Source organism: Acidimicrobiales bacterium (genome assembly GCA_041394265.1).
Lineage (GTDB): Bacteria > Actinomycetota > Acidimicrobiia > Acidimicrobiales > SZUA-35 > JBBQUN01.
This window is the reverse complement of the sequence record JAWKIO010000005.1, coordinates 2701904-2727662: the sequence shown is the minus strand read 5'-3', so window position 1 is coordinate 2727662 and position 25759 is coordinate 2701904. Positions and strand designations below refer to the sequence as shown.

The 25759-nt window shown below is 66.7% G+C and carries 28 protein-coding genes; 3 read left to right on the top strand and 25 right to left on the bottom strand.

Annotated features, from left to right (window positions below):
• Positions 1 to 42 precede the first annotated feature (42 nt).
• On the top strand, positions 43 to 312 hold the full coding sequence (locus tag R2733_13330; GenBank protein MEZ5377482.1) for a hypothetical protein: 270 nt from the start codon (positions 43 to 45) through the stop codon (positions 310 to 312).
• 6 nt (positions 313 to 318) lie between these two features.
• Positions 319 to 1824: an MFS transporter gene (locus tag R2733_13325; protein MEZ5377481.1), complete on the top strand. Its 1506-nt coding sequence runs from the start codon at positions 319 to 321 to the stop codon at positions 1822 to 1824.
• A gap of 27 nt (positions 1825 to 1851) precedes the next feature.
• Here R2733_13325 and R2733_13320 read toward each other — a convergent pair whose 3' ends face one another.
• A complete protein-coding gene (locus R2733_13320) occupies positions 1852 to 2421 on the bottom strand; it encodes an alpha/beta family hydrolase (protein ID MEZ5377480.1) in 570 nt (189 codons plus the stop codon).
• A complete protein-coding gene (locus tag R2733_13315; protein MEZ5377479.1) occupies positions 2418 to 3128 on the bottom strand; it encodes a hypothetical protein in 711 nt (236 codons plus the stop codon). Before R2733_13315 ends, R2733_13320 begins: the two co-directional genes overlap by 4 nt.
• A gap of 62 nt (positions 3129 to 3190) precedes the next feature.
• On the opposite strand from R2733_13315, the gene R2733_13310 reads away from it, so the two are divergent.
• Positions 3191 to 4009: a polyphosphate kinase 2 family protein gene (locus tag R2733_13310; GenBank protein MEZ5377478.1), complete on the top strand. Its 819-nt coding sequence runs from the start codon at positions 3191 to 3193 to the stop codon at positions 4007 to 4009.
• A 236-nt stretch (positions 4010 to 4245) separates the two neighbouring features.
• Here the strand turns inward: R2733_13310 and glpX are convergent, their stop codons facing one another.
• The 23 genes from glpX to R2733_13195 all read right to left on the bottom strand — a co-directional run bounded on the left by glpX (position 4246) and on the right by R2733_13195 (position 25724).
• Positions 4246 to 5235: a class II fructose-bisphosphatase gene (glpX, locus tag R2733_13305; GenBank protein MEZ5377477.1), complete on the bottom strand. Its 990-nt coding sequence runs from the start codon at positions 5233 to 5235 to the stop codon at positions 4246 to 4248.
• Positions 5236 to 5418: 183 nt separating this feature from the next.
• Positions 5419 to 5826: an ATP synthase F1 subunit epsilon gene (gene atpC / locus R2733_13300; GenBank protein MEZ5377476.1), complete on the bottom strand. Its 408-nt coding sequence runs from the start codon at positions 5824 to 5826 to the stop codon at positions 5419 to 5421.
• The gene (gene atpD, locus R2733_13295) at positions 5826 to 7286 is read right to left on the bottom strand and encodes a F0F1 ATP synthase subunit beta (GenBank protein ID MEZ5377475.1); all 1461 of its coding nucleotides are present in this window, start codon (positions 7284 to 7286) and stop codon (positions 5826 to 5828) included. The genes atpC and atpD overlap by 1 nt, the downstream gene beginning before the upstream one ends.
• Positions 7287 to 7310: 24 nt before the next feature.
• Entirely contained in the window at positions 7311 to 8303 is a 993-nt protein-coding gene (locus R2733_13290) for a F0F1 ATP synthase subunit gamma (protein ID MEZ5377474.1), read from the bottom strand.
• A 6-nt stretch (positions 8304 to 8309) separates the two neighbouring features.
• Positions 8310 to 9929, bottom strand: coding sequence for a F0F1 ATP synthase subunit alpha (atpA, locus tag R2733_13285; GenBank protein MEZ5377473.1), 1620 nt, complete (start codon positions 9927 to 9929; stop codon positions 8310 to 8312).
• Between the two features lie 33 nt (positions 9930 to 9962).
• Positions 9963 to 10484 (bottom strand): ATP synthase F1 subunit delta, encoded by a 522-nt coding sequence (gene atpH / locus R2733_13280; GenBank protein MEZ5377472.1) that lies wholly within the window; start codon positions 10482 to 10484, stop codon positions 9963 to 9965.
• A gap of 33 nt (positions 10485 to 10517) precedes the next feature.
• Complete coding sequence (locus tag R2733_13275) at positions 10518 to 11051, bottom strand: hypothetical protein (GenBank protein ID MEZ5377471.1); 534 nt, start codon at positions 11049 to 11051, stop codon at positions 10518 to 10520.
• A gap of 7 nt (positions 11052 to 11058) precedes the next feature.
• Positions 11059 to 11595 carry a F0F1 ATP synthase subunit B gene (atpF, locus tag R2733_13270; protein MEZ5377470.1) on the bottom strand — a complete coding sequence of 179 codons (537 nt, stop codon included), beginning with the start codon at positions 11593 to 11595 and terminating at the stop codon, positions 11059 to 11061.
• A gap of 11 nt (positions 11596 to 11606) precedes the next feature.
• The gene (gene atpE / locus R2733_13265) at positions 11607 to 11906 is read right to left on the bottom strand and encodes an ATP synthase F0 subunit C (GenBank protein ID MEZ5377469.1); all 300 of its coding nucleotides are present in this window, start codon (positions 11904 to 11906) and stop codon (positions 11607 to 11609) included.
• 138 nt (positions 11907 to 12044) lie between these two features.
• Positions 12045 to 12803, bottom strand: a complete 759-nt coding sequence (atpB, locus tag R2733_13260; GenBank protein MEZ5377468.1) for a F0F1 ATP synthase subunit A — start codon at positions 12801 to 12803, stop codon at positions 12045 to 12047.
• 28 nt (positions 12804 to 12831) lie between these two features.
• Positions 12832 to 13320, bottom strand: a complete 489-nt coding sequence (locus R2733_13255; protein MEZ5377467.1) for an ATP synthase subunit I — start codon at positions 13318 to 13320, stop codon at positions 12832 to 12834.
• Positions 13317 to 13631, bottom strand: a complete 315-nt coding sequence (locus R2733_13250) for an AtpZ/AtpI family protein (protein MEZ5377466.1) — start codon at positions 13629 to 13631, stop codon at positions 13317 to 13319. Before R2733_13250 ends, R2733_13255 begins: the two co-directional genes overlap by 4 nt.
• A 68-nt stretch (positions 13632 to 13699) precedes the next feature.
• A complete protein-coding gene (locus R2733_13245) occupies positions 13700 to 14992 on the bottom strand; it encodes an MraY family glycosyltransferase (GenBank protein MEZ5377465.1) in 1293 nt (430 codons plus the stop codon).
• Positions 14993 to 15109: 117 nt separating this feature from the next.
• Positions 15110 to 16366 carry a serine hydroxymethyltransferase gene (gene glyA, locus R2733_13240; protein MEZ5377464.1) on the bottom strand — a complete coding sequence of 419 codons (1257 nt, stop codon included), beginning with the start codon at positions 16364 to 16366 and terminating at the stop codon, positions 15110 to 15112.
• Complete coding sequence (gene rpiB, locus R2733_13235; protein ID MEZ5377463.1) at positions 16366 to 16833, bottom strand: ribose 5-phosphate isomerase B; 468 nt, start codon at positions 16831 to 16833, stop codon at positions 16366 to 16368. Before rpiB ends, glyA begins: the two co-directional genes overlap by 1 nt.
• A gap of 57 nt (positions 16834 to 16890) precedes the next feature.
• Entirely contained in the window at positions 16891 to 17316 is a 426-nt protein-coding gene (locus R2733_13230) for a cyclic nucleotide-binding domain-containing protein (GenBank protein MEZ5377462.1), read from the bottom strand.
• A 156-nt stretch (positions 17317 to 17472) separates the two neighbouring features.
• A complete protein-coding gene (gene prmC, locus R2733_13225) occupies positions 17473 to 18408 on the bottom strand; it encodes a peptide chain release factor N(5)-glutamine methyltransferase (GenBank protein MEZ5377461.1) in 936 nt (311 codons plus the stop codon).
• Positions 18401 to 19477, bottom strand: a complete 1077-nt coding sequence (gene prfA / locus R2733_13220) for a peptide chain release factor 1 (protein MEZ5377460.1) — start codon at positions 19475 to 19477, stop codon at positions 18401 to 18403. Before prfA ends, prmC begins: the two co-directional genes overlap by 8 nt.
• A gap of 69 nt (positions 19478 to 19546) precedes the next feature.
• Complete coding sequence (locus tag R2733_13215; GenBank protein MEZ5377459.1) at positions 19547 to 20575, bottom strand: hypothetical protein; 1029 nt, start codon at positions 20573 to 20575, stop codon at positions 19547 to 19549.
• 14 nt (positions 20576 to 20589) lie between these two features.
• A complete protein-coding gene (locus tag R2733_13210; protein MEZ5377458.1) occupies positions 20590 to 20877 on the bottom strand; it encodes a type B 50S ribosomal protein L31 in 288 nt (95 codons plus the stop codon).
• A gap of 43 nt (positions 20878 to 20920) precedes the next feature.
• Positions 20921 to 22756, bottom strand: coding sequence for a transcription termination factor Rho (rho, locus tag R2733_13205; GenBank protein ID MEZ5377457.1), 1836 nt, complete (start codon positions 22754 to 22756; stop codon positions 20921 to 20923).
• 251 nt (positions 22757 to 23007) lie between these two features.
• Positions 23008 to 24402, bottom strand: coding sequence for a threonine synthase (thrC, locus tag R2733_13200; protein MEZ5377456.1), 1395 nt, complete (start codon positions 24400 to 24402; stop codon positions 23008 to 23010).
• Positions 24399 to 25724, bottom strand: coding sequence for a homoserine dehydrogenase (locus R2733_13195; protein ID MEZ5377455.1), 1326 nt, complete (start codon positions 25722 to 25724; stop codon positions 24399 to 24401). Before R2733_13195 ends, thrC begins: the two co-directional genes overlap by 4 nt.
• Positions 25725 to 25759: the final 35 nt, after the last annotated feature.

Genomic DNA, 25759 nt, shown 5'->3' with positions numbered 1-25759 from the left:
AGATGGCACCCTGACCACGGTATCGCCCTACCCTGACAGGCAGTGAATTGGGTCCTGGGGATCGAGTCCGTCTCGATCGAGCACACTTCGCACAACCGCGCCGACTTCGCACGCATTCCCATCATCGCCCATCAAGGTGGTTGGGACGAGGCGTTGCTCGTCGGTACGCCGCTCGTGCTCATCGGCCTGCTCCTGTGGATCGCGAACCGGAGGGTGTCGGCGCAGCTGGCCGCAGCCGAAGCCGCAAAGGTCGGCGCCGAAGCCGCCGGGGCCGACAACGCAGCACCCAACGATCAAACCGACACTCCCTGAGGGGACATGCCGACCATCACGACTCGGCACACCGTTGACGCCGACGACGAGCGCTTCCTCCAGTGCCGCCACGACCTCCTGGAGGAGATCGAGGTCGCACCAGGGGTGTTCGAGCAGTCGTTCGGACCGTTCCGTCGGTACCGACGCACGGTGGTGACCATCGAGGAAGCCGACAGCTCCCGGGTCGTGGAAGAGACCTTCGACTTCCGCCTCGCCATCATCGTGTGGGCCTTCCTGTTCCATCCGTTGATGAAGCGAGCGCTGGTCGACCCCGATCGACGTCCGCAAGGGCGCTGGTGGTGGCCGGCCAGTGTGATCGGTGAGCAGACCACACGGCTCGTCTCACTCCTGTCGATCTTGTCGGTCATCGCCGGCTATCTAGGGGTCATCATCGGGCAGACGATCGCATTCGCGGCTCGAGACTTCGACGTCGGCGACGATGTGCAGAGCAACACACTCGCCGCGGTCCGAATCGGCGTGATCGTGTCGGTGGTGTTGATCCGCCGCGCCGATCTGATCGGACGACGCCCGCTCCTGCTGGGGTTCACCTTCGGCGCGATCGGCTTCACCGTTCTCGGAGCTCTGTCGCCCAACATGGTCGTGCTGGGCGCGACCCAGGCCATCGCACGAGGATTCGACACCGGCCTGCTGACCCTCCTGAGCCTCGCCGTACTCGAGGAGGTACCGGCGGGGGTCCGCTCGCTCGGGGTCGGCTTGATGGGCATGGCATCGGGCCTCGGTGCCGGGTTCGTCATCATGGTGCTGCCGGTCGCCGACACCAGCCCCGGTGGTTGGCGTTGGGTGTACGCCGTTGCCGCCGTCTTTCTCCCGGTGCTGTGGTGGGTGGCCCGCAACCTGCCCGAGACCAGACGGTTCGTCGCCGCCGAGCAACACCATGCACCGGGCGACATCGACCGGCGGATCTTCCTGCTGTTGGCCTTCGCCGCGTTCGCCGGGGCGATGTTCTTCTCCCCCGCCTCGCAGCTGAAGAACCAATACCTCCTCGACGAACGAGGGTTCAGCGCCGCCAAGATCAGCCTGTATCAGTTGGTGATCGGCACACCGGTGGGCTTGTCGATCGTCCCGGCCGGCTACCTGGCCGACCGGTTCGGTCGCAAGCCGGTCGGCGGGTGGTCGCTCCTCGTCGGCACCATGGCCACCGCGGCGCTCTACTTCACCGGCGGCGCTCCCCTGTGGATCTTCTCGTTGATCGGGATCTGGGCCCTCGGGGCCTCCTACCCGGCACTGCGTAGTTTCCAGACCGAGCTGTTCCCCACCCGGGCCCGGGCTCGCGTCGGCGGCTGGCTCGACGTGATCAGCGTGTCGGGAAGCGCCGTCGGGCTCGTGATCGCCGGTCAACTGGCCGAGCGCTGGGGCAGCCTGGGACCGGCCATTACCGTGCTGATCGGAGGACCGATCCTGGCCGCCCTCCTCGTGCTCTTCGTCTACCCCGAGACGGCGAATGTCGAGCTCGAAACGCTCAACCCGAGCGACCCCGCTCCCCTCACCTGAACGGCCGCGGCCGGACGGATGTGGCGTTCAGAGCGCAGCGAGCCACGCGGCCGTCGCGGCGATGATCTGATCGTCGTAGGCCGGTTTGGGGTCGTGGGCGGCACCGTCGAGCCATACCTGTTCCAGCGGACCGGCGTAGCTGGTGAAGTGCTGGTCGAACTCGTCGGGCTTCCCGAATGCGTCGCGGGTTCCCTGGACCAGTAAGCCGGGGACGGTGACGTCGGGCAGATGTTCGGTCCGGAGGTTGTCGGGCTTACCGGGGGGATGGAGCGGATAGCTGAGCAGCAGCAGTCCGGCAGCCGGGAGTCCTTCGGCAACAGCCATCGAACAGGCGCGTCCGCCCATCGAGCGTCCCCCGAAGACAAGGGAGAACGGCGACACGCCCCAGCCGTCGGCGAGCTGTGCGGCCTGCTCACGAATGGACTCGATCAGCTTGGGCATGCGGTCAGGTGGGCGCCGCCCCGGGCCCCTCGCCCGGTAGGGGAAGTTGCAGCGAGCGACCGGCAACGACAGCTCGGCCTCCATGCGAAGGAACAGACGATGCTCCCGATCGCCACCGGCGCCGTGGAACAGGACGAGCCCGCCGGGGGCCGTCATGAGGCGAGCAGGATCTTGCGGGCCGCCGTGAGGTCGGCGATGCGCTTGGCCGCTTCGTCGGAACCACCGCCATGATCGGGATGAGCCTCACGGAGCAGGGAGCGGAAGCGGCGCTGGATGACCCGCTTGTTCGGTGCGTCGCCGTCTTCGTTGGTGAGGTCGAGGATCTCGAGCGCCCACGCCACCGGGTCGTTCCATGATTCGAGATCGATCAGTGTGGCGGTGCGTCCACCCATGACGGCCGAGATGAACTGTTCATCGACCGGTCGGCCCCACAGCAGCGCGCCACGCATGGCATCGAACACGGGACCACGCACCTCTGCTGGCAGGCTGCCGGCGCAGTAGAGGGCGCCGAGGGCAAACTGGACGGGTTTGCCCCGCTCGTCGTCGAAGTCGAACATCAGACGGTCGCCGTCGGCGATCAGGCGATGGGTGCTGCGTAGGAGCCCGACCCGATCGACCTGATAGCGGTGGCGGACCCGTGGCTGTGGAACTCGACGCCCGGCGGCCAACTCTTCGAGCAACCACACGAGATGCTCACGCAGCTCGCCCTCGACGTTGGGTGCGGTGTGGGCGAGGATGCCGGCCAGCAGCACCCCACCGGCGCCCGGCGCAGGGTCGATTGGGAGGTTCCGGCTGCCCAACGCGATGCGTCGGGTCGGCGCGATCGGCCGCGAATGATAGATCTCGAGTTCCGCGACAATCACGAGTGACAACGGTACCGCATGACCTGCAGCAACTCTGAGTCGGGGCGTGTCAAGATCTGCCCATGAGTTTCTCCATCGATGCACTGCGGGCCAAGCCGGACGACAAGATCAACCTGTCGAAGATCGACACGAACGCAACCCCCGGCTGGGACACCGACGACCGGGCTGGCGCCGAAGCCCGCACGCTCGAGCTCAACACCGAACTCGAGCGGCTGCAGGAGGTCATGTGGGCGCAGGGCACCAAACGGTTGCTCGTGGTCCTGCAAGCCATGGACGCCGGCGGCAAGGACGGCACGATTCGCCACGTGTTCGACGGGGTCAACCCGACCGGTGTGCGAGTGGCGTCGTTCAAGAAGCCCAGCGAGCGAGAGCTGGCACACGACTACCTCTGGCGGATCCACGCCGAGGTGCCGGGCAATGGCGAGATGGTGATCTTCAACCGGAGTCACTACGAGGACGTACTCGTGGTGCGGGTGTTCGACCTCGTGCCGAAGCAGCGGTGGAAGCAGCGCTACGAGCACATCCGGCACTTCGAGGAGCTGCTCGTCGACGAGGGCACCACGATCATCAAGATCATGTTGCACATCTCGAAGGCCGAGCAGAAGGAGCGGCTCCAGGATCGGCTCGACAAGCCGCACAAGCACTGGAAGTTCGACGTCGGCGACCTCGCCATGCGCGAGCGCTGGGACGACTTCATGGAGGCGTTCGAGGACGCCATCAACGAGACCAGCACCGAGTCGGCCCCGTGGTACGTGATCCCGGCCGACCGCAAGTGGTATCGAGACCTGGCGATCAGCGAGATCATGGTCCAGACGATGGCGAAGATGGACCTCGACTTCCCGCCGTCAGACGACCTCGAAGGCATCACCATCCCCGACTGACCCGCTCCCCCACCCCCGAACCTCCGAGCCACCGTCCAATCCACGACAAGCTCCGGGTTTCCGTACGCTCAGCCGTCCGCAGCCCCGAAGCTTTCCCAAGATTGGACGCAGCCCCGGAGGTTGCGACAGGACCACGAGCGCGCTGACCGCCTGTTACGCGTGCGGAGGGACGAAGCACGCCAACGAGCGCGCTGATCAGATCGCCGGAGGCGGCGGAGGCGACAGCCGGAGCAGGGCTAGAGCGGGCCGGCGATTTCGGAGAGTTTGTGGATCGAGTGGGTGGCGTCGATGACGCGGACCGTGCCCGATCGGGAGCGGACGACCAGCGATTGGGTGGAGATGGTGTCGCCGTCGAAGCTGACGCCCCGCAGGAGGTCGCCGGTACTGATACCGGTGGCGGCGAAGAAGCAGTTGTCGGATCGCACCAGGTCGTTCAGTGTGAGCACGGCGTCGAGGTCGTAGCCGGCGGCTTCCGCTGCGGCCCGCTCGTCGTCGTCTCGGGCGTAGAGACGACCCTGCAGGTCGCCACCCATGCCCTTGAGGGCGCAGGCGGTGATGACGCCTTCAGGCGTGCCTCCGATGCCGAACAGGATGTCGACGCCGGAGCTGGGAACCGCACAGGCGATGGCGCCGGCGACGTCGCCGTCGCCGATGAGACGGATTCGAGCGCCGGTGGAACGGATCTCCTCGATCAGGCTGGCGTGACGGGGACGATCGAGCACGACAGCGGTGAGGTCTTGCACCTGGACCCGCTTGGCCTTGGCCAGGGCAGTGAGGTTGCGCTCGACCGGGAGGCGGATGTCGACGATGCCGGCGCCGCTGGGGCCGACGGCGATCTTGTCCATGTAGACACAGGGCCCGGGGTCGAACATCGAGCCGCGATCAGAAGCGGCGATGACCGCGATGGCGCCAGGCTGGCCCTTTGCCGTGAGGGTGGTGCCATCGATCGGGTCGACCGCGATGTCGGTGTGGGGCGGCAGGCCGTTGCCGACGATCTCACCGTTGTAGAGCATGGGCGCTTCGTCCTTCTCGCCCTCGCCGATGATGACGATGCCTTCCATCTCGACGCCGTCGAGCACGTGGCGCATGGCGTCGACGGCGGCCTGGTCGGCTCCGTTCTTGTCACCCCTTCCCAGCCAGCGGGCTCCGGCCATGGCGGCGGCTTCGGTGGTGCGGACGAGTTCGAGGGCAAGGTTGCGCTCGGGACGCAGACGTACATCGTTCATGAGGCCACACCGTACCGAACCAGACGATCGTGTGGGAATCGACGATTCTCCCCATGGAGCGTTCGTCCTCGCCACGGCAGCGCCCGGTCAAAAAAGACCACACCCGGCCGTGCTGCACAGAGGCAGACCGGGCCGGGTGAGGTACCGAGATGGATGTCGCCGCCACGCGGGGCGGCGTTGGGATCAGTGGGCGGCTTGCCCCGCTCCGGTGAGGCGGAGGCGAACCTCGGCCCACCGAAGGTCTTCACGGGCGAAGGCGTCGTCGGCGTTGGCGGCAAGGGCCGCTTCCGCTGTTGCCTTGTCGGCCTGGGCCGCTGCCACGTCGATGTCGGCCGCGGGCGTTGCCGCGTCGGAGAGCACCGTGACGGAGGTACCGGTGACCGAAACGAAGCCGGAGCGAACGGCGAACGACAACACGTTGCCGCTGGTCTCGGTGACCCGGACCTCGCTGGGCTGGAGGCTCCCGATGAAGGGTTCGTGCCCCGCGAGGAAGGCGATGTCGCCCCCGCCTCGGGTGCGAGCAACCACCTGGGTGCCCTCGCCCGAGTACAGCACGGCCTCGGGCGAAACGAACTCGACCTGGAACGGCATCAGGCGCCCGCTTCCTTGCGGAGACGTTCGGCCTTCTCACGAGCCGAGTCGGCGCCACCGACGTTGAGGAAGGCCTGCTCGGGCAGGTCGTCGAGGTCGCCGTTGACGAGCGCTTCGAACGAGTCGATGGTCTCCTCGACCGGGGTGAAGATGCCGGGAAGGCCGGTGAAGACCTGGGCCACGAACATCGGCTGGGAGAGGAAACGCTCGACCTTCCGGGCCCGGTTCACCGTGACACGGTCTTCTTCGGAGAGTTCGTCGAGACCGAGGATGGCGATGATGTCCTGCAGCTCCTTGTAGCGCTGGAGGATTTCCTGCACCCGGCGGGCCACCTGGTAGTGACGGTCGCCGACGACCTCGGGAGCCAGGATGGTCGAGGTCGATGACAGCGGATCCACGGCCGGGTAGATGCCCTTGGCGGCGATGTCACGAGACAGCTCGGTGGTGGCGTCGAGGTGGGTGAAGGTGGTGAACGGCGCCGGGTCGGTGTAGTCGTCGGCAGGCACGTAGACGGCCTGCAGCGAGGTGATCGACTTGCCACCGGCCGAGGTGATGCGCTCCTGGAGGATGCCCATCTCGTCGGCCAGGGTCGGCTGGTAGCCCACGGCGGAAGGCATACGGCCGAGGAGGGTCGACACCTCGGAACCGGCCTGCACGAAGCGGAAGATGTTGTCGACGAACAGCAGCACGTCTTGGCCCTGCACGTCGCGGAAGTACTCGGCCATGGTGAGGGCCGACAGGGCGATGCGCAGACGCACCCCCGGCGGCTCGTCCATCTGACCGAAGCACAGGGCGGCCTTGGAGAGCACCGAGGTCTGACCGTCGCCCATCATGGTCTCGCCCATCTCGATGAAGAGATCGGTTCCTTCACGTGTGCGCTCGCCCACGCCGGCGAACACCGACACACCACCGTGGTTCGATGCGACACGGGTGATCATCTCGGTGATGAGCACGGTCTTGCCCACGCCGGCACCACCGAACAGGCCGATCTTGCCGCCCTGGAGGTAAGGGGTGAGAAGGTCGATGACCTTGATACCGGTCTCGAGCACCTGCTTGGTGGGAGCCAGCTTGTCGAAGTCAGGAGCGTGACGGTGGATCTCCCACCGTTCTTTGATGTCGAGCGAGTCGGCCGGCACGTCGAGCGGCTCGCCAATCACGTTCCAGATGTGGCCGAGGGTGACGTCGCCGACCGGCACGGTGATGCCGTGGCCGAGGTTGCGGACCGTGGTGCCACGACGCAGACCATCGGTCGGCTTCATGGCGACGGCGCGGACTCGCGAGTCTCCCAGCTGCTGGGCGACCTCGGCTCGCACGACGGTGGTCTCACCGGCGACGTCGACATCGAACTCGATGGCGGTGTTGATCTTGGGCAGCGAATCCGGGGGGAATTCGACGTCGACCACAGGGCCGGCGATGCCGACGATTCGGCCGTCTTTGAGCTGCGGTTCGGTGGCAGTCATGGGTGCGATGCTCCTGGGTGCTGTCTAGTCGTGAGGATGGCGGTGCTCGTGTCGCCCGAGGTGTTCGGGAAACATCTGCAACGGCTGCAGGTGGTCGAGAAGGAGGTCGTCGTCGTCGGTCTGGTCGGCGCTGAGCGATTCCGCACCCGAGACGATCTCCATGATTTCGGTGGTGATGGCTTCCTGGCGGGCACGGTTCATGATCCGCGAAAGCTTGATGATGAGCTCTTCGGCGTTCTCGGTGGCGGCCTTCATGGCTCGCTGCCGGTTGGCGTGCTCGGATGCCGCAGCGTCGAGCAGTGCCGTGAAGAGCCGGGCCTCGACGTAGCGAGGGAGCAGGTCTTCGAGTACCCCCTCGGGGGAGGGCTCGAAGGCGTAGCTGGCGAGCGCAGCGGCGTCGCCACCACCGGCGGTGGCGATGGTCTCGGTCGACTCGAGGGGCAGGAAGCGCCGGACCACAGCGTTCTGGGTGCCGATGGAGACGAACTCGGTGTAGATCAGTTCGACCTGATCGACCGAGCCGGTGTCGAACAGCTCACGAACTCGGCGAGCAATGGCTCGTGCGTTCTCGAAGCTGGGATTGGCGGTGAAGCCTTCGAAATGGGTGTTGATCTCGAAACCCCGGAAGGCGAAGTAGTCGGCGGTCTTCTTGCCGACACTGATCAGCTCGTAGGAGCCGCCTTCGGCTCGAACCGCTTGGATCTCGCGCTCGGCGGCACGGAAGACCTGAGCGTTGTAAGGACCGGCAAAGCCGCGGTCACCAGCGCAGACCACGAAGGCCACACGCTCGACCTTCTCGGCCTGTCGCAGCAACGGGTGGTCGACCGATGCCCCGCCGGCGGCGAGGTTCTCGATCACTCCGGTGAGCTGCTCGGAGTAGGGGCGAGCAGCCGCCGCTCGGCGCTGCGCCTGCGCCACACGAGTGGCAGCGATCAGCTCCTGAGCACGGGTGATCTTCTTGGTGTTCTTCACACTGCCGATACGGCGGCGAAGAATTCGCTCGGCTCCACCTGGCATCGGCGATCAGTCCTTGACTCGGCTCACGTCGGCCTCGGGCAGGGTGTTGGCAGCGTCGACCATCGTGGAGGTCGCTGCGCCCTGGTCCGTGGCCTCGGGGGCTTCGGTGGTGGTGACCGATCCGGCGAACTGGTCGGTGTAGGCGGCGATGGCGGCCTCGAGGGCCTCCTCGTCGGCGACACTGCCCTTTTCCACGATGTGGGCGAGCTGGTCGGCGTGACGGCTGCGGAACCACTCCAGCAGACCGGACTCGTAGCGGGCCACATCGGCGACATCGATCTTGTCGAGGTAGCCGCGGGTGCCGGCGTAGAGCACCACGACCTGGTCCTGCACCGGGTACGGGGTGTTGATGCCCTGCTTGAGGAGCTCGGTGAGGCGATAGCCACGGTCGAGCTGCTGCTGCGACACGGCGTCGAGGTCGGAACCGAAGGCCGCGAAGGCAGCGAGTTCACGGAACTGCTGGAGGTCGGACTTGAGGGTACCGACAGCCGACTTCATGGCCTTGATCTGGGCAGCGGAGCCCACTCGGGACACCGAGATACCCACGTCGACGGCCGGTCGGATACCGGACTTGAAGAGGTCGTCCTGGAGGTAGATCTGGCCATCAGTGATCGAGATCACGTTGGTGGGGATAAAGGCGGAGACGTCGCCGGCCTTGGTCTCGATGACGGGGAGGGCGGTGAGTGAACCGGCGCCGTTCTCGTCGGAGAGCTTGGCGGCACGCTCGAGCAGGCGGCTGTGGAGGTAGAAGACGTCGCCGGGGAAGGCCTCACGCCCTGGCGGGCGACGCAGCAGGAGCGACACCTGGCGGTACGCCTCGGCCTGCTTGGAGAGGTCGTCGTAGACGGCAAGGGCATGCTCGCCGTTCTCCATCCAGTGCTGGCCCATGGCGCAACCGGAGTAGGGAGCGAGGTACTTGAACGGCGCCGGGTCGCCGGCGGCGGCGACCACGACCACGGTGTAGTCCATGGCGCCGAAACCACGGAGGATCTCGACGGTCTGGGCGACCGTGGAGGCCTTCTGGCCGATGGCGACGTAGACGCACTTCACGCCGAGGCCCTTCTGAGCCAGGATCGTGTCGATGGCGACGGTGGTCTTGCCGGTCTTGCGGTCGCCGATGATCAGCTCTCGCTGCCCACGACCGATCGGGATGAGCGAGTCGACGGCCTTGATGCCGGTCTGCATCGGCTCGTGCACCGGCTTGCGGCCGGTGATGCCGGGTGCCTGGATCTCCATGCGTCGGGGCTGCACGTTGTCGAGCGGGCCCCGGCCGTCGATCGGCTCACCGAGCACGTTGAGCACACGGCCGAGCACGCCGTCACCGACGGGGATGGAGAGAATCTGGCCGGTGGACTCGACCGACTGACCTTCCTGGATGGCGTCGACGTCGCCGAGCACCACGGCGCCGATGGAGTCCTCGTCGAGGTTGAGGGCCAGGCCCACGGTGCCGTCCTCGAAGCGAAGGATCTCGTTCACGGCGGCGTCGGGCAGGCCGCTCACGCGGGCGATGCCGTCGCCGACTTCGATCACTCGACCGACGGTCTTGGACGACAGATCGGCCTGGAACGCATCGAGGTTCTTCTGCAGGGCCGAGGTGATGTCGGCTGGGTCAAACGAAAGTGCCATGTAAGTGTTCTTCCTCTAACAGGTTCTTGGCGCCTACAGAACTTCGCGCATCTTGTTCAGGCGGGTACGGAGCGAGCCGTCGATCACGGCGTCACCGATGGTGGTGACGGCGCCGCCGACAACAGAGGGGTCGACGACGACCTGGAGTTCGACGTCGCCACCGGTTTGGGTCTTCAACGCCTGCTCGAGGCGGGCGTGCTGATCGTCGGTGAGCGGAACAGCGGTTCGGACGGTGGCAACCTTCTTGCCTGCTCCCGACGCGGCCTTCTCGACGAAGGCGTTCACGATCTCGGAGAGCTGGCTGCCACGGCCGGAGGTGACGATCATGCCAACCAGGGCTCGGGTGGTGCTCGCCGCATTCCCCAGGAGGTCGTCGACGATCTGACCACGAACGGCCGCGGGCAGCAGGTTGTTGCCAAGGGTCGAGCGAAGGTCGTCGTTGCCATCGGCGGCACGGGCGAACTCGGCGAGTTCGCTCTTGACGACTTCGAGGTTGCCGTCGGCCTGGGCGACGGCCAGGAGGGCGTCGGCGTAACCAGCGGTTGAGTCAGACATGTCGTGAGCTCCGGGTGGGGGTCGGCGGGTGGGTCAGCTCCGGGCGAGCTGGCCGACCTGGTTGATGTAGGACTCGATGAGGTCAGCGTGCGCTTGGGCATCGAGCGAGTCGGTGACGACCGCTTCGGTGGCACCGCGGGTGAGGCGAGCCACTTCTTCGGTGATGTCGGCGAGCGCTTGGCGCTTGCCGTTCTCGGCATCGGCCGCCGCACGCGCCTTGAGCGCAGCTGCGTCGGCGTGAGCCTTGGCGACCATGTCGGTCTTCAGGCGGGCCGCGGTCTCGGTGGCCTCCCGGCGCAGACGATCGGCCTCGGCGTCGACATCGGGCAGGTCGGCGGTGGAGGCCGACAGGACCGACTGGGCCTCGGCCTTGGCGGCCTGGGCCTCGGCCAGCTCGGCACGAATGCGAGCGGTGCGACCGTTCATGGCCTTCTTGATGGCCGGGACACCCTTGGTCAGGATGGGGATCATCAGCACGCAGAAGGCGAGTGAGCCCCAGATGACCTCGTTGATGTCACCCGCAAGGTGAACACCGTTCGGTGCCTCTGATGCAAACAGACTCAGCATGTCGACCTCAGTTCGAGCTCTCGAGGAATCGCGTCACGGCGGGCTGCGCGGCAGCGGCGTCGATGTTGCGATCCATCACACGGGATGCGGCTTGGCTGGCGAGCGCCGCGATCTGGGGCTGCACACCGGCCAGGGCCTGGGAGCGTGCGGCTTCGATCTCGGCGTTGGCTTCGGACCGGATGACCTCGGCCTCGGCCTCGGCGGCAGCAAGGATCTGCTGCACCTCGACGTCGGCTTCGGCACGGGCGGCGTCGACCACGGCAGCTGCCTCGGCACGAACGTCGACCAACTGGTCCTGGACCTCCGATGCGGCCGATCCCGCCGTTGCCCGAGCTTGGTCGGCAGCGTCGAGGTCGGCGCGAACGGTATCGGCTCGCTGATCCATGATCTGCTTCACAGGAGGAAGCAGCACGAACTTCACCAGGGCCCACAGCGTGAAGAAACACACCGCGCCCCAGAAGAGCTCGTTGCTGGTGGGCAGAATCGGGTTGGCGGCGGCTTCAGCCGCCTCTTCCCCTGCCTCGGTGGCGAGAAGAGTGAGCACAGGCTGACTCCTCAGGCGAACTTGAGCAGAATGAAGACCACGAAGCCGATGAGGGCGAGCGCCTCGGTGAAGGCGATACCAAGGAACATGGTGGTCTGGACCTGACCGGCCGACTCGGGCTGACGAGCCATGGCCTGCACGGCCTGACCAACGAGGTAACCGATGCCGATACCCGGGCCGATGGCGGCGAGACCGTAGGCGAAACCGGCGCTGGAGGCGCCAGCCGTTGCCTTGTCCGCGTCAGCGGTGTCGGTTGCTGCGTCAGCAGCGATCTCGATGATGTGAGCTGCAGTGGTAGCAAGGGCGCTCATTGGATGATGCTCTCCTGTTTCAAAGTTGCTTCGGTGCGAAGCGTTGCTGTTCTGCCCGGAGGCGAGAAATTGGACGAACGGGTGGACGACTTGCGGTTCGCTCGGCGACCGGAGGCGTCGAGCGGTTCAAACCGGCGATCAGTGGTGAGCGCTGCGTGACAGCGAGATGTACACCGCGGTCAGAAGGCTGAACACGAAGGCCTGGATGAGGGAGACCATGATCTCGAAGCCGGTCAGGGCGACGAGGGTGGCGAAGCTGAAGGGCAGCACGGCGATGAGCGCCGTCTTCTGCCACAGGGCGATGCACAGCACGCCGAAGGTGACGAGCAGGATGTGCCCGGCGAGCATGTTGGCGAAGAGACGGACCGCCAGGCCGAAGGGCCGGAGCAAGAAGGTCGAGAGGAACTCGATCGGGGTCACGAGGACGTACAGCGCCTTCGGCACACCCGGGGGGAAGAGCGACGACTTGAGGAAGCCACCGACGCCCTGGGCCTTCACGCCGACGGCGATGAAGGTGGCCCACGCCACGAGGGCGAGAATGACCGGGTTGGCCATACGGGCGTTCGCCGGCATCTGGAACGTGGGGATGACCTCGAAGATGTTGCCGAAGAAGACGAAGAGGAAGATGCTCAGCAGCAGCGGCAGGTACTTGCTGCCGTCAGGGCCGATGGCCGACTGCACGACCTGCTTGTCGACGAAGCCGACGGTGCTCTCGACGATGTTCTGCAGTCCGCTGGGGACCAGTTCCTTCTTCGAGAGCAGGAACAGCAGGGTCGGGATGACCACGGCCAGGACGCTGATCAGCGCGATCTTGTTGAATTCGAAGATGGTGCCTTCGCCGAAATAGGCGGGCCACTCCACGAGGTTTTCGATCGGCGGGAATTCCAGGGCGAACACCTGAGGTACTCCTTGAAGGGGTTGGACTTCAGCGGCGGCCGGCAGCAACCGGACGACCTGACTTGCGAGACTGTGACGTACGGGGCTTCAGGCCGGGGAACGCGAGCGAGGCCGAAATGAATCGAAGCTCCCACACGAGCAATCCCAAGTGCGTGACGATGATCGTAACGCCGAGGGGGACCATGGCGACCCATGATTGGTCTTTCACCAGCCAAACAGCGGCGAAGATCAGCCCGAGGCGCATCACATAGCCGCCGAGTGCAGCGGAGGCGACGAGGGCGAAGGAAATGCGAGCGGCCCAGCCGAGCAGGAATGCTGACAGCAAGAAGTTCACGAGGATGAGGCCCATGCCGAACGCCACCGACCAGGCACCGTTGGTGCCGGCGAAACCGGCGCCGACGAGCACACCCAGCGGGACGAAGGGAAGGCCTCGCTTGACCATGTCGATCGCGACCTCGGCGGCCGGCGACGGCCCATCGAGTCGATCGATGATCGGCGTCGCCGTGGCGGCGCTCATGCGTTCGCCTCGTCGGCCTGGCGTGCCGCGACTTGCGCGGTGACCTGCTGGGCGTCGAGCCGGGCGGCGTCGCGCTGGGCCTCGAGGCGCGCGATGTCGTGGCGATATCGGTAGTAGACAGAGATCGCCGCACCGGCGAACCCGAGGAAGGTGAACACGAGCAGGAAGATCGGGGTGGTCCCGAGCTTGTTGTCGAGCCACAGGCCGATCAATCCGAACAGGACTGCCGACAGCACCAGTTCGAGGGAACCGTTGCTCGAGTGGAGTTGTTCGGTCAGGGCTGGCTGCTTGGCGTCCACGGAAGGTCTCACGTCAAAAGCCGAGCCTCGCTGCCCGACCGGCCAGAACCATATGTGTCCGGGCTCGTCGTTGCAACCTCTCAGCCCGCTCTTGGGTCGTGTATCTCACTACGTCGCGTGGTCATGGCATCGGCATCTGCCCCATCGGCGTCGGAAGCCGACCGCGCTCGGCGCGCAGCGAACGGCACCACCGCCGGATTCATGCCCTGGTCGGCGGCCGATGCCGACGGCTTCGACGGCAGCGGCGGATCGTCGAACAATTCGGCGTCGTCGCTCGACGTGAATCCCGGATGCAGGGAAACGAACAGCAGGATCGCCATCCCGATCACGCCGATCGGTACGACGGCATCGCCTTCGCCCTCGTTGTACACCGGCCACAACACGATCGCCGACAACAGCGCGGTCCACGCCCAGAGGATCAGCACGCTACGCCGATGGCCGTGACCGAGCCGGATCAGTCGATGGTGGAGATGGTCTCGGTCGGCAGTGGCGATGCCCTGGCGGCGCGAGGCGCGCCGGATGATGGCGAACGCGGTGTCCACCATGGGCACGCCGAGGATCACCAACGGGATCAGCAGGGGTGCATAGAAGAAGAACGCCTGCCCGCTGAAGGCTTCTTCGGTACGACCGCCGACGGCGACGGTGGACGCCGCCATGAGACAACCGAGCAGGAGCGATCCGCCGTCGCCCATGAAGATCTTCGCCGGATGTGCGTTCCAGGGGAGGAAGCCGGCGCAGATGCCGAACACGAGGGCGGCGATGAGTGGGCCGAGGCTCTGTGGCGACAGGACACCGGCGGCACCCAGTTCGAGCGAGTACAAGAAGAACGCAATGGCCCCGATGCCCATGATGCCGGCGGCCAGACCGTCGAGGCCGTCGATGAAGTTGACGGCGTTTGCCATCCCCAGCACCCAGATCACGGTCAGCAAGTAGCTGAAGTCGGGGGCGAGGAGGAAGAGATCGAGGAACGGCACCCGGAACCAGAAGATGTTGGTACCACCGAGGACGAGCAACGTGCCGACCAGCACCAGTCCGGCGGTCTTGGCCGGCGCCGAGATCTCGCGGATGTCATCGGTCACCCCGACCACATAGGCAAGCGTGGCGGCGGCCAGCACGCCGAAGGGCTCGGTCGAATTGCCGAACAATCCGGGGAACCAGCCGCTGTACCAGGCAAGCCCGAACCCGGCGGCGAAGCCCAGAAACATCGCCCCACCGCCCAGGGTCGCCGTCGGTCGCTCGTGGGCACGACGCTCGTCGGGCTCCACCACCAATCCGCGGGCCACGGCGAGCACGCGGAAGAGCGGCACCGTCATGACCGTGACCGCGAACGCCACGATCATCACCACGACGTAGGAACTCAGATCAGGACGCACGATGACCCGCGGCATGGGGACGGAGAGGGACGCCTCGCCGCCGAACACGTTCTGGCGAACAGGTGGCGCCCGCGGTCAGACGCTGCATCTGCGGGCTCCACGGCATGGACGCCGAGGCTAGCCCGCAATCGCTTCGGGGTAGGGGGCAAACGGCCGACAGAGTGCGGCAACTTCGCCGCGGATCTCGGCGACAGCGGCGGCGTCGGTCCGTGACCGCAGGGATCGAGCGATCAGCGAGCCGATCTCGGCCATCTGCGGCTCGGTCATGCCCTGGGTCGTGACCGCCGGGGTCCCGATCCGGATGCCCGAGGTGACGAACGGCGAGCGAGGGTCGTCAGGGATCGAGTTCTTGTTGAGGGTGATCCCTGCGTCGTCCAGCACCGCCTGCGCCTCTTTGCCCGTCAGTTCCTCGTCGAAGGGACGGAGGTCGACCAGCATGAGGTGGTTGTCGGTGCCGCCGGACACGATCCGGAATCCCTCGTTTCCGAGGGACGACGCCAGCGCCTGCGCATTGGCGACGATCTGTGCGCCGTAGGACTTGAACTCATCGGTTGCCGCTTCGGCGAACGCCACCGCCTTCGCTGCGATCGAGTGCTCCTGGGGACCGCCCTGTTGACCGGGGAAGATCGCCTTGTCGATCTGCTTGCTCAGCGCCTCGGTCGACAGGATGCAGCCACCGCGCGGACCGCGCAGCGTCTTGTGCGTGGTGAAGGTGACGATGTCGCAGAAGGGCGTGGGGTTCGGGTGCACGCCGGCGACGATCAGGCCGGCGATGTGTGCGGCGTCGAACATCAACAGGGCACCGACCTCGTCGGCGATCGATCGGAAGGCCTCGGGATCGATGATGCGCGAGTAGGCGGTGGCACCCGCCACGATCAGTTTCGGCTGGTGCTCGATGGCCAGGCTCCGCACCTGTTCCATGTCGAGGCGCTCGTCGGACGGCGTGAGCCCGTAACCGACGAAGTCGTACATCAAACCCGAGGCGTTGACGGGTGAGCCATGCGTGAGGTGACCGCCGTGGTCGAGCCGCAACCCGAGCACGGTGTCACCGGGCTCGAGGACCGCCTGGTAGACGGCCATGTTGGCGTTGGCCCCCGAGTGCGGTTGCACGTTGGCGTGGTCGGCACCGAAGAGCTCGCAGACTCGCTCGATGGCGAGGCTCTCGACCTGGTCGACCACTCCGTTGCCACCGTAGTAGCGGCGTCCGGGGTACCCCTCGGAGTACTTGTTCGTGAAGACAGATCCGGTGGCGGCCATCACAGCCGGCGACGCGAAGTTCTCCGATGCGATCAGCTGGAGGCCAGTGTTCTGGCGCTCGATCTCGGCTGCTTCGAGTTGCTGGTACGCAGTGTCGTTCACAACGGGCCAGGACATCAGTGGGTCTCCTCGGAGATGGTGGTGGTGACGACGTCGAGCGCCATGATCTTGTCGACGCGCCGCTGGTGGCGGCCGCCTTCGAACTCGGTGGTGAGGAACGCGTCGACGGCGTCGAGCGCGACCTGTTCACCGGTGAAGCGTTCGCCCAGACACATCACGTTTGCGTCGTTGTGCAACCGTGACATGCGGGCGGACGTGACGTCATGCACCGTGGCGGCGCGAGCGCCGGGCACTTTCGAGGCCGCCATGCAGATCCCGATGCCACTCCCGCACACGGCGATGCCAAGATCGGCCTCGCCCGCCACGACGGCCCGTGCGACGGCGGCACCGTAGTCCGGGTAGTCGACCGAATCCGCCGAGTCGGTGCCCAGATCGAGCGCGTGATGACCTCGTTCGGCGAGGTGAGCGGCGATCACGGCCTTCAGCCGAAAGCCGGCGTGGTCGGACCCCACAGCGATGTTCATCGGATTGCTCCTCGTCAGGCGACGGAAGCGAGGGTATCGCCGGGACCGCCCCGGGAATCAGCCTCGGGCGCTGTTGTCCCGTTCGCGAGCGACGAGGAGGGCGTGGACCCGCTCACGCAGATCGGGGTTGTCGTCGAGGATCTTGCGGAACTCCTTGGTGCCGAACGACACGAGCACCATGTCGGTCTCGGCGACCACGGTGGCATTGCGAGGCCGATGCTCGAGCAGCGCCATCTCGCCGACCATCGTGCCCGGACCGACCGTGGCGACGTACTCGCCCCGCATCAACACGTTGGCCGTGCCCTCGATGATCAGGTAGCAGACATCACCGAAGCGCCCCTGATCGGTGAGCTCGGCGCCGGGGTCGGCGTCGACCCGGTGACCGAGTTCGGCGATCTGTTCGACCTGGGCGGCCGAGAACGAATCGAAGAACGAGTGCTTGCTGAGCCAATCGACATCGAGCTTGTTGTTACGTCCGAACATGGAGACCTCTCGCAGGCTGGTTGGGCCGCGCGCCGCACCAGGCGGGATGATCGTAGCGGTGACCGCGGAGTCGGGAAAGCCGTTCGGTGCCCAGCCACGAGTGGCGGTTGCCGTCGGCCGCCGTGGCCGTTGCTTTCGTCGCCGGTGGCGATGTTGTCAGCCGCCGGTGGCGGTGCGGGCCACGATGCCTCGGGGCCGGCCGCTGAGATCACGGAACGCTTCGACATCGACGAACTCGGCTGACGCCATGTCGCCCAGTCGTTCGACCTGGTGAGGCGCGCTCTCGAGGACCAGTGCGCCACCGCCCATCAACCAGCGAGGCGCTTCGCCGATCAGGACCTCGTAGGCCGCGAACCCATCGGCATCGGCGATCAGGGCTCCTTGCGGCTCCCAATCGGCCACTTCGTCGGGCAGCGCCTCCGAGACTGCGACGTACGGCGGGTTCGACACGATCACGGCGATCTGACCAACCAGATCGATCGGCAGCGCAGCGAACCACCAGCCTTCGGCGACTCGAACCCTCGACCCGTATCGTCCGAGCCCGGCCAGGTTGGCCCGAGCGACATCGAGCGCATCGGCCGAGACGTCGGTGATCCACACGTCGGTGGTGGCATGTTCTCGCGCCAGCGACAGCCCGAGGGCGCCGCTGCCGGTACCGAGGTCGACGGCAACCGTCGGCCCGGCTGCACTCAGCCGCCGCAACTCGGCAAGCGCCCGTTCGGCAACGATCTCGGTCTCGGGACGCGGGATCAGCACCCGCCGATCGACCATCAGATCGAGGTGGCGAAAGCCCCAGCGTCCGACGACGTACTGGAGCGGCTCGCCGTCGGAACGGCGTTCGACCATCTGGTCGAGCCGGGCGACACCTCGTGTGGTCGCTCGTTCGCTCAACCCGGCGGCCAGGCCCGCTCCCTCGAAACCGGACGCCTCCTCGATGATGCGCCGAGCGCTGATCGACGCATCAGCGACACCGGCGCGCTGCAAGCGCTGCTCGGTCTCGGCGAGCAGGGCACGCCAGGTGATCGTTCCTTCGAGCTCGTCGACGCCGTCGCTCGAGCCGGCAACACCGTCGAGGTCGGCGGGGTCACGCATCGTCATCGGCCTCGGCCTGGAGCTGTCGGGTCCGCTCGTCGTGCACGAGCGCATCGCTGATCTCGTCGAGCTCACCGGCAAGGACCCGTTCGAGCTTGTACACGGTCAGTCCGATCCGGTGATCGGTGACCCGATTCTCCTTGAAGTTGTACGTCCGGATCTTCTCGGAGCGTCCGCCGCCACCCACCTGTCCCTTGCGGGTCTCCGACGCAGCGGCAGCCGCCTTGTCCTGCTCGAGCTGCAGCAGCCGGGAACGCAGCACCACCATGGCTCGAGCCCGGTTCTGGAGTTGGCTCTTCTCGTCTTGCATCGAAACGACGATGCCAGTCGGTAGGTGGGTGAGACGCACGGCCGAGTCGGTGGTGTTGACGTGCTGTCCACCAGCGCCGGAGGAACGGAACGTGTCGATCGTGATGTCGTTGGGATCGATGTCGATGTCGACCTCGTCGGCCTCGGGGAGCACCGACACCGTCGCCGACGACGTGTGAACACGCCCCTGCGATTCGGTCACCGGTACTCGCTGCACCCGATGTACCCCGGCTTCATGCTTCATCCGGGTCCAGACGCCATCGCCGCGGAACACCACGGTCACATCGGAGTACCCGCCGAGGTCGCTCGGCTGCGCCGCAATCACCTCGGTCCTCCAACCCTGTCGGGCGCCGAATGCCTGGAACATCTCGAAGAGGTCACGAGCGAACAGGTTCGCCTCTTCGCCACCCTCCGCTCCACGGATCTCGACGATGACGTCGCGTCCGTCGTTGGGATCCTTCGGCAGCAGCAGGAGGCGGAACTCCTGGCCGAGACGGTCGATGTCGGCCTCGGCGGCCGACGCCTCGGCTCGAAGCTCGTCGCGCTCGGCGGCGTCGGCTTCGGCCAAGAGGGCCCGGGCCACCTCGAGGTCCTCGGTCCGTTCCCGCAAATGACGGCCCACCGCAACGAGGTCGCCGAGCTCGGCATAGCGCCGCGTCAGTTGGACGAACCGCTTGTTGTCTGCGGCGATGTCGGGGTCACCCAACCGGGCCTCGAGCTCGGCGTGTTCGGTCTCGAGTGTCTGCAGACGTTCCAGCATCGCCGACAGGCTAACGGTGTCGGGCCAGCCCCGATTCAGCCGGATGATTCCGGGGCTCGGTCGCCACTGCTACTCCCAGGGCGGAGGCGGCGTGGCGAGGCTGGCGTTGTCCAGGCGTTCGACGAGGCGCTCGACGACCGGGTAGCGATCACGGGGCGGAGTCACGACGATCAGTTCGGCGTCGGTGTCTTCGCGTTGGCGATAGTCGGCGGCCTCGGCAGCGAGATCGACCTCGACGCCAACGGAGCACACCACGACCACCGGAGCGCCGTCGGCACGACGACCGACGGCGGCCACGGGTTGGGTGCCGAGCAGGGTGTCCCTCGGGCGGAGCGGGGCGACGGGTTCGGCCGAGATGAGGTCGATCAGCGACGGTTGGTCGAGGATGCTCGAGCGGATCCAACGCTCGCGGGCGAGACGATTGAGCGGATGCGGCGGTGCTCCGGGGCGACGGTGGGGAGCGACGGCCGAGATGGCTCGACGAAGCCCGGCGTCGGGGTCGAGGTCGCGATGCACGAGTTGGTGCAGCTCACGATCGGCCTGACCGACCCCGACCTCGAGCAACGGGATGGCTGGACGTTCGCCGCTGTGGTCGAGGATGACCCGAGCGACTTCGAGACCGGCGAACTCGGCCACGATCCGACCGTGATCGTCGACGGCGCGGGCACCCCCCTCGGCGATCAGGCCGGCGAACGACCACTCGGCCGCCGTGAGTTCGGGAACGTCGAGGATCGGCGCCGGCTCGGCGACCGTGATCGTGGTCCCGTCGACGGCGAAGACGGTGATGGAGGGACCCGAGGCGAAGTGCCCCGCCCGGCGGGCCAGGTGACCGGCCACCGCCGGATCAGCCAGCAGCGACAGCGACTCGAAGCCCTGCTTCTCAGCCCACAACAGCGCCGGTCCCAGCATGCGTTCGGCCAGACCGAGCGAGCCGGTCTTCGCTTCGTTTCCGCCGGCCGCCTCGGCCAGGAGATAGCCCGTCGACGCGACGAATCCCCCGGCGGAGCCAGGGGATTCGATGATCTCGATCTCGACGCCGAGGTGCTCGCGTACCAATCCCCGAAGCTTGGCTTCGTACAGAGAGGTGCGTTCAGCCACCGGCGAGGCGAGGATCAGCTCTCGGGCGTGGCTTCGGCGGCTTCGGTGCCTGGCTTGCGGCGACGCCCGAAACGACGCTCGAACCGCTCGACGCGACCGGCGGTGTCGACGATGCGCATCTGGCCGGTGAAGAACGGATGGCTCGCCGAGGAGATTTCGACCTTCGCCAGGGGGTAGGTGTTGCCGTCTTCCCACTCGATGGTCTCGTCGGTCTCGATGGTGGACCGGGTGAGAAATGCGAAGTCCGCTCCCGGGTCCTGGAAGACCACATAGCGGTAGTTGGGATGGATGTCCGTCTTCATAACTGCTCCATTCTGGCGCCTCGGGCACCGTGCGAGACGGGGCCTAGGCGATTTCGTTCAGAAAATCTCGGTTGGAGGCGGCAGCAGCCACGCGCTCGGCGAGCATCGACGCCGCCGCAGCGGCGGGGCCACCATCGCTCGGGGCGAGGCCGTCGAGCACCACGCGCAACCGGTCGAGCTTGCTCTTCTCGTCGGCATCGACCAGCTGGTCGGCGTTCCTGGTGCCGCTCTTCAGCGCGTCGATCGCCGGGAAGATGTTGCGCTCGGCGAGGAGGCGGTCGAGCCGGATCTCCGCGTTCGCCGTGCCGTCGAACTCGCCGAAGATCGCGTCGTCCATCTCGGACCCGGTCTCGACGGTCACCGTGGCGATCACCGTGAGCGAGCCGCCTTCGGCGATGTTGCGAGCGGCCCCGAAGAAGTGCTTGGTCGGGTAGATCGCGCCCGCATCCAAGCCGCCGGCGAGCGTTCGACCGGTGCCGGGACCGGCCAGGTTGTACGCCCGGGCAAGATGCGTGAGACCGTCGATGATGACCACTACGTCGGCGCCGTCTTCCACCATGCGCTTGGCTCGCTCGAGGGTCAGCTCGGCGACCGAGCAGTGTTCGTCGGCCGGTCGGTCGAAGGTGGAGGCGACGACATCACCCTGTTCGAGGTGGTTGGCCATGTCGGTGACGTCTTCGGGCCGCTCGTCGATGAGCAGCACGACCAGCTCGGCGTCGGGCGTGTTGCGCTCGATGGAACGAGCGAGTTCCTTGATGAGGGTGGTCTTGCCCGACTTCGGTGGCGCCACCACGAGGGCGCGCTGGCCCTTGCCGATCGGCGCCACGAGATCACAGATGCGGGGCGTGACGGCGTCGGCCTCGTCGGCTCGTTCGAGCCGCATCATCGTGTCGGGGAAGATCGGGGTCAGTCGATCGAAGCATGGGCGCTCACCGAGATCATCGGCCGCCCGACCGTTGATGGAGTCAACCTCGGCCAGCGCCGGGTTCTTCTCGTTGCGATTCGCCGGCCGGGCGCTCCCCGCCACGAGATCGCCGCGTCGCAGACCGAATTGGCGAACCAACTTGACCGGCACATAGACGTCGTCTTTCGAGGGCAGCAGACCGTCGACCCTGATGAAGCCGTAGCCGTCATCACGCAGGTCGAGGATGCCCGCGACCTCGATCGGTTCGTTCACGACGGGCTCGTTCATCTCGTCACGATCCCGGCCCCGACCCCGACGGCGTCGGCGTCGGTTTCCGCTGTCGGGCTCATCGCCCTTGCCCTGCTGAGCCGCGCCCTGTTGGTTGCCACCCTGTTGGTTGCCACCCTGTTGGTTGCCACCCTGCTGGCCCCCACCGTTGTTGGATCCGGCCTGTTGATTGCCGCCCTGCGGGTTGCCGGCATTGGCGCCTTGCTGGTTGCCACCCTGGTGGTTGCCGCCCTGTCGGGCCTCGCCCTGCTGGTTGCCCCCACGGCTGGAACGGTCGTTGTCGCCGCGACCACCGCGACCACCTGGGGTGGACGACTCACCCGATGAGCGTTCCGAGCTTCGGGCACGATCATCATCACGGCCGTTCGATGGACGATCGGTGTTGGACCGACCGCCGTCGCGCCCAGATTCGGTGACCTCGGCCTCACCCGAACGAGCGTAGGTCTGGTCGTCGGCGGGGGTGGCGATGCCGGACGAGTCGGAGGCCTCGCTCGATTCGTCAGCGTCGTTCGAGTCGTCAACGGATGCGTCGGCGACGACGGCGCCCGACCGCTCCAAGATGAGGTCGACCAGATCCGACTTCTTCATCCGGCTGGTTGCCTTGCCTCCGAGCGCATTGACGATGGTGGTCAATTCGCCCTTGTCCTTCTTCTCGAGGGTGGCACGGTCGATGACCTGCTCAGACATTCATGAACTCCTGGGGCTCTCCGCCCGGTGGGCGGGGTTGGGCACTCGCGCTCGACCATCGCAATGTTCGAACAGTCCGGGTTGGGCGAAGTCGATGGATCGAGCGACGCCGCGGCCGGGTCGGTTGGACCGACGGGACCAGCACGTTGACCCGATCGCCGTCGTGCGGGGGGTGCTGCCGGAACAACCAGGCACTCACAACCCGCATCGGGGAGGCTAGCAGCGGTCGTGGCGGATAGGCGACGGGCCGTTCAGCGCCCGGTGAACTCCCTCAGCAGCGCAGCGACGTCGGCAAGCGAGTTGTCGGCGCGCTGGCAGAACTCCGGACGTTCGAACAACTCGGAGAGGAACGGCGGGAGCGGTGGCCGCACGCCGGTCGCCTGCTCGACGGCATCGGGGAACTTCGCCGGTGCCGCAGTCGAGAGGGTGATCATGGGCACGTCGGGGTTGCGACGGAGCCGCCGAGCCACGTTGGTACCCACCGCGGTGTGGGGGTCGATCAGCATCGCGAGTCGATCGTGGATGTGGGCGATCTCGGCCAGGGTGCCGTCGTCGTCGAGGCGGCCGGCGTCGAACTCGGAGCGGATCGCGGCGACCCATTCGTCGGGAACTGCGGACAGCCCCTCGCTGGCGAACCGGCCGAGCACGTCGTCGACCTGGCGGCCGTCACGGCCGGAGGCTTCCCACAGCAGTCGCTCGAAGTTCGACGAGATCTGGATGTCCATACTCGGGCTGAGTGACGGCTCGACTCGACGCGACGCCAACGCACCCGTCTCGAAGAACCTGGTCAGCACGTCGTTGCGGTTGCTGGCCACCACGAGTTGGTCGATGTTCAGCCCCATTCGCTTGGCGTACCAGCCGGCGAGGATGTTGCCGAAGTTGCCGGTCGGCACCGTGAACGACACGGGATCCCCGGACTCCCCGATCACCAGCCGAGCCGCCCACACGTAGTAGACGATCTGGGCCATGACCCGCGCCCAGTTGATCGAGTTCACCGCAGCCAGCCCGAATGCCGCCCGGAGCTCGGGGTCGTTGAACGCCGCCTTCACCAGATTCTGACAGTCGTCGAAGCTGGCCTCGACCACCGCGACATTGCGCACGTTGTCGGCATCGACGGTGGTCATCTGACGACGCTGGACCTCGGAGACCCGGCCTTCGGGGTGCAGCACCATGATGTCGACGTTGGCCCGGCCCCGGAGCGCCTCGATGGCGGCGGAACCGGTGTCGCCGGAGGTGGCGGCGAGCACCGTCATGCGGCGCTGTTGGCGGCCGAGCTCGTTGTCGAGCAGCCGTCCGACCAGCTGGAGCGCAACGTCTTTGAACGCCAGGGTCGGCCCCTGGGTGAGATCGAGCAGGTGGTGACCGTCGCCCAGATCGTGCACCGGACACACGAGTGGATCGCGGAAACAGGCGTAGGACTCCGCGACCATGGCGAAGAAGTCATCTCGATCGATGGTGCCCTCGACGAAGGGCCACATCACCAGCTGTGCCACCTCGACGTAGCCGGCGCCGGCGGGGATCTCGGGGAGTGCGGGCACGTCGCTCGGGCAGAACAGGCCGCCGTCAGAAGCAAGGCCGGCGAGCAGCGCGCCGGGGAAGTCGACGTTGTCGGCCCGACCTCGCGTGGATTCGTAGCCGAGCGTCATCCGACCACTCGCAGCACACTCTGGATCCCGGTGACCGCTTCGAGCGCACGGAGATCGTGCAGCGTGGCCTGCACATCGCGCTCGAGCGCCTGATGGGTGATGAAGACGATGCGAGCAGTGGTGCCGACGTCTTCCTGCTCCATCGAACGGATGGACACACCATGGCGGCCGAAGACACCAGCGACCTGCGCCAGAACGCCCGGCGAGTCGTCGACCTCGACGTTGAGGTAGTAGGCGGTCTCGAGGTCGTCGATCGGGCGGATGGTCATCTCGCCGCCGGTTGGCACGACCTGATGGGCCCCACGATGCCAGTTGAGCGCAGCGTCGGTCAGGTCGCCGAGCACGGCGCTGGCCGTGGGGCGCCCCCCGGCGCCGCGCCCGTAGAACATGAGCTCACCCGACGAGTTGCCTTCGACGAACACGGCGTTGAAGCTGTCGCGCACCGAGGCCAATGGATGGGTGACCGGGACCATCGAGGGATGCACCCGCACACCCACCACCGGACCGGCGGCGGTCGCCGACTTCTCGGCCACCGCCAGCAGCTTGATCTCGTAGCCCAGGCGACGGGCGTAGGCGATGTCGGTCTGGGTGATCTCGGAGATGCCCTCGTGATAGACGTCGCCGGCGACGACCCGGGCCCCGAAGCCGATCGACGCCATGATGGCGATCTTCGCTCCGGCGTCATATCCCTCGACATCTGCGGTCGGGTCGCGCTCGGCGTATCCCAGCCGCTGGGCCTCGGCCAGGGCGTCGCCATAGCTGGCACCGTCCTCGGCCATCCGGGTGAGGATGTAGTTGGTCGTGCCGTTGACGATGCCGGTGATGCGGTGGACGTCCTCACCGAGCAGCGACTGACGAAGCGGGCGGACGATGGGGATCGCCCCGGCAACGGCGGCCTCGAACAGCAGGTCGACGCCGCTGGCGGCCGCCGCGGCATACAGCTCGGCGCCATGGTTGGCGAGCAGCTCCTTGTTCGCCGTGATGACCGGCTTCCCGGCCGCCAACGCCGCCAGGATCAGCTCCCGTGCCGGCTCGATGCCACCGATCACCTCGACCACGATGTCGACATCATCACCCGTGGCCACCGATCGAGCATCGGTGGTGAGCAGTGACGGATCGAGTTCGATGTTGCGATCTCGGCTCACGCTGCGAACGGCGATGCGGGTGACGACAAGATCGAGACCGGTGCTCGCAGCGATCGCCGGGCCACGCTCGTTCAGGAGGTCGACGAGCGAACCACCGACGATCCCGCAGCCGAGGAGGCCGACGCGAATGGGTGTGGCAGCACCACGCTGCTTGGACGGGTCAGATGCTTCGGGCACCCCCGAACCCTACTGGCTCCGATGCAGGCGACCGA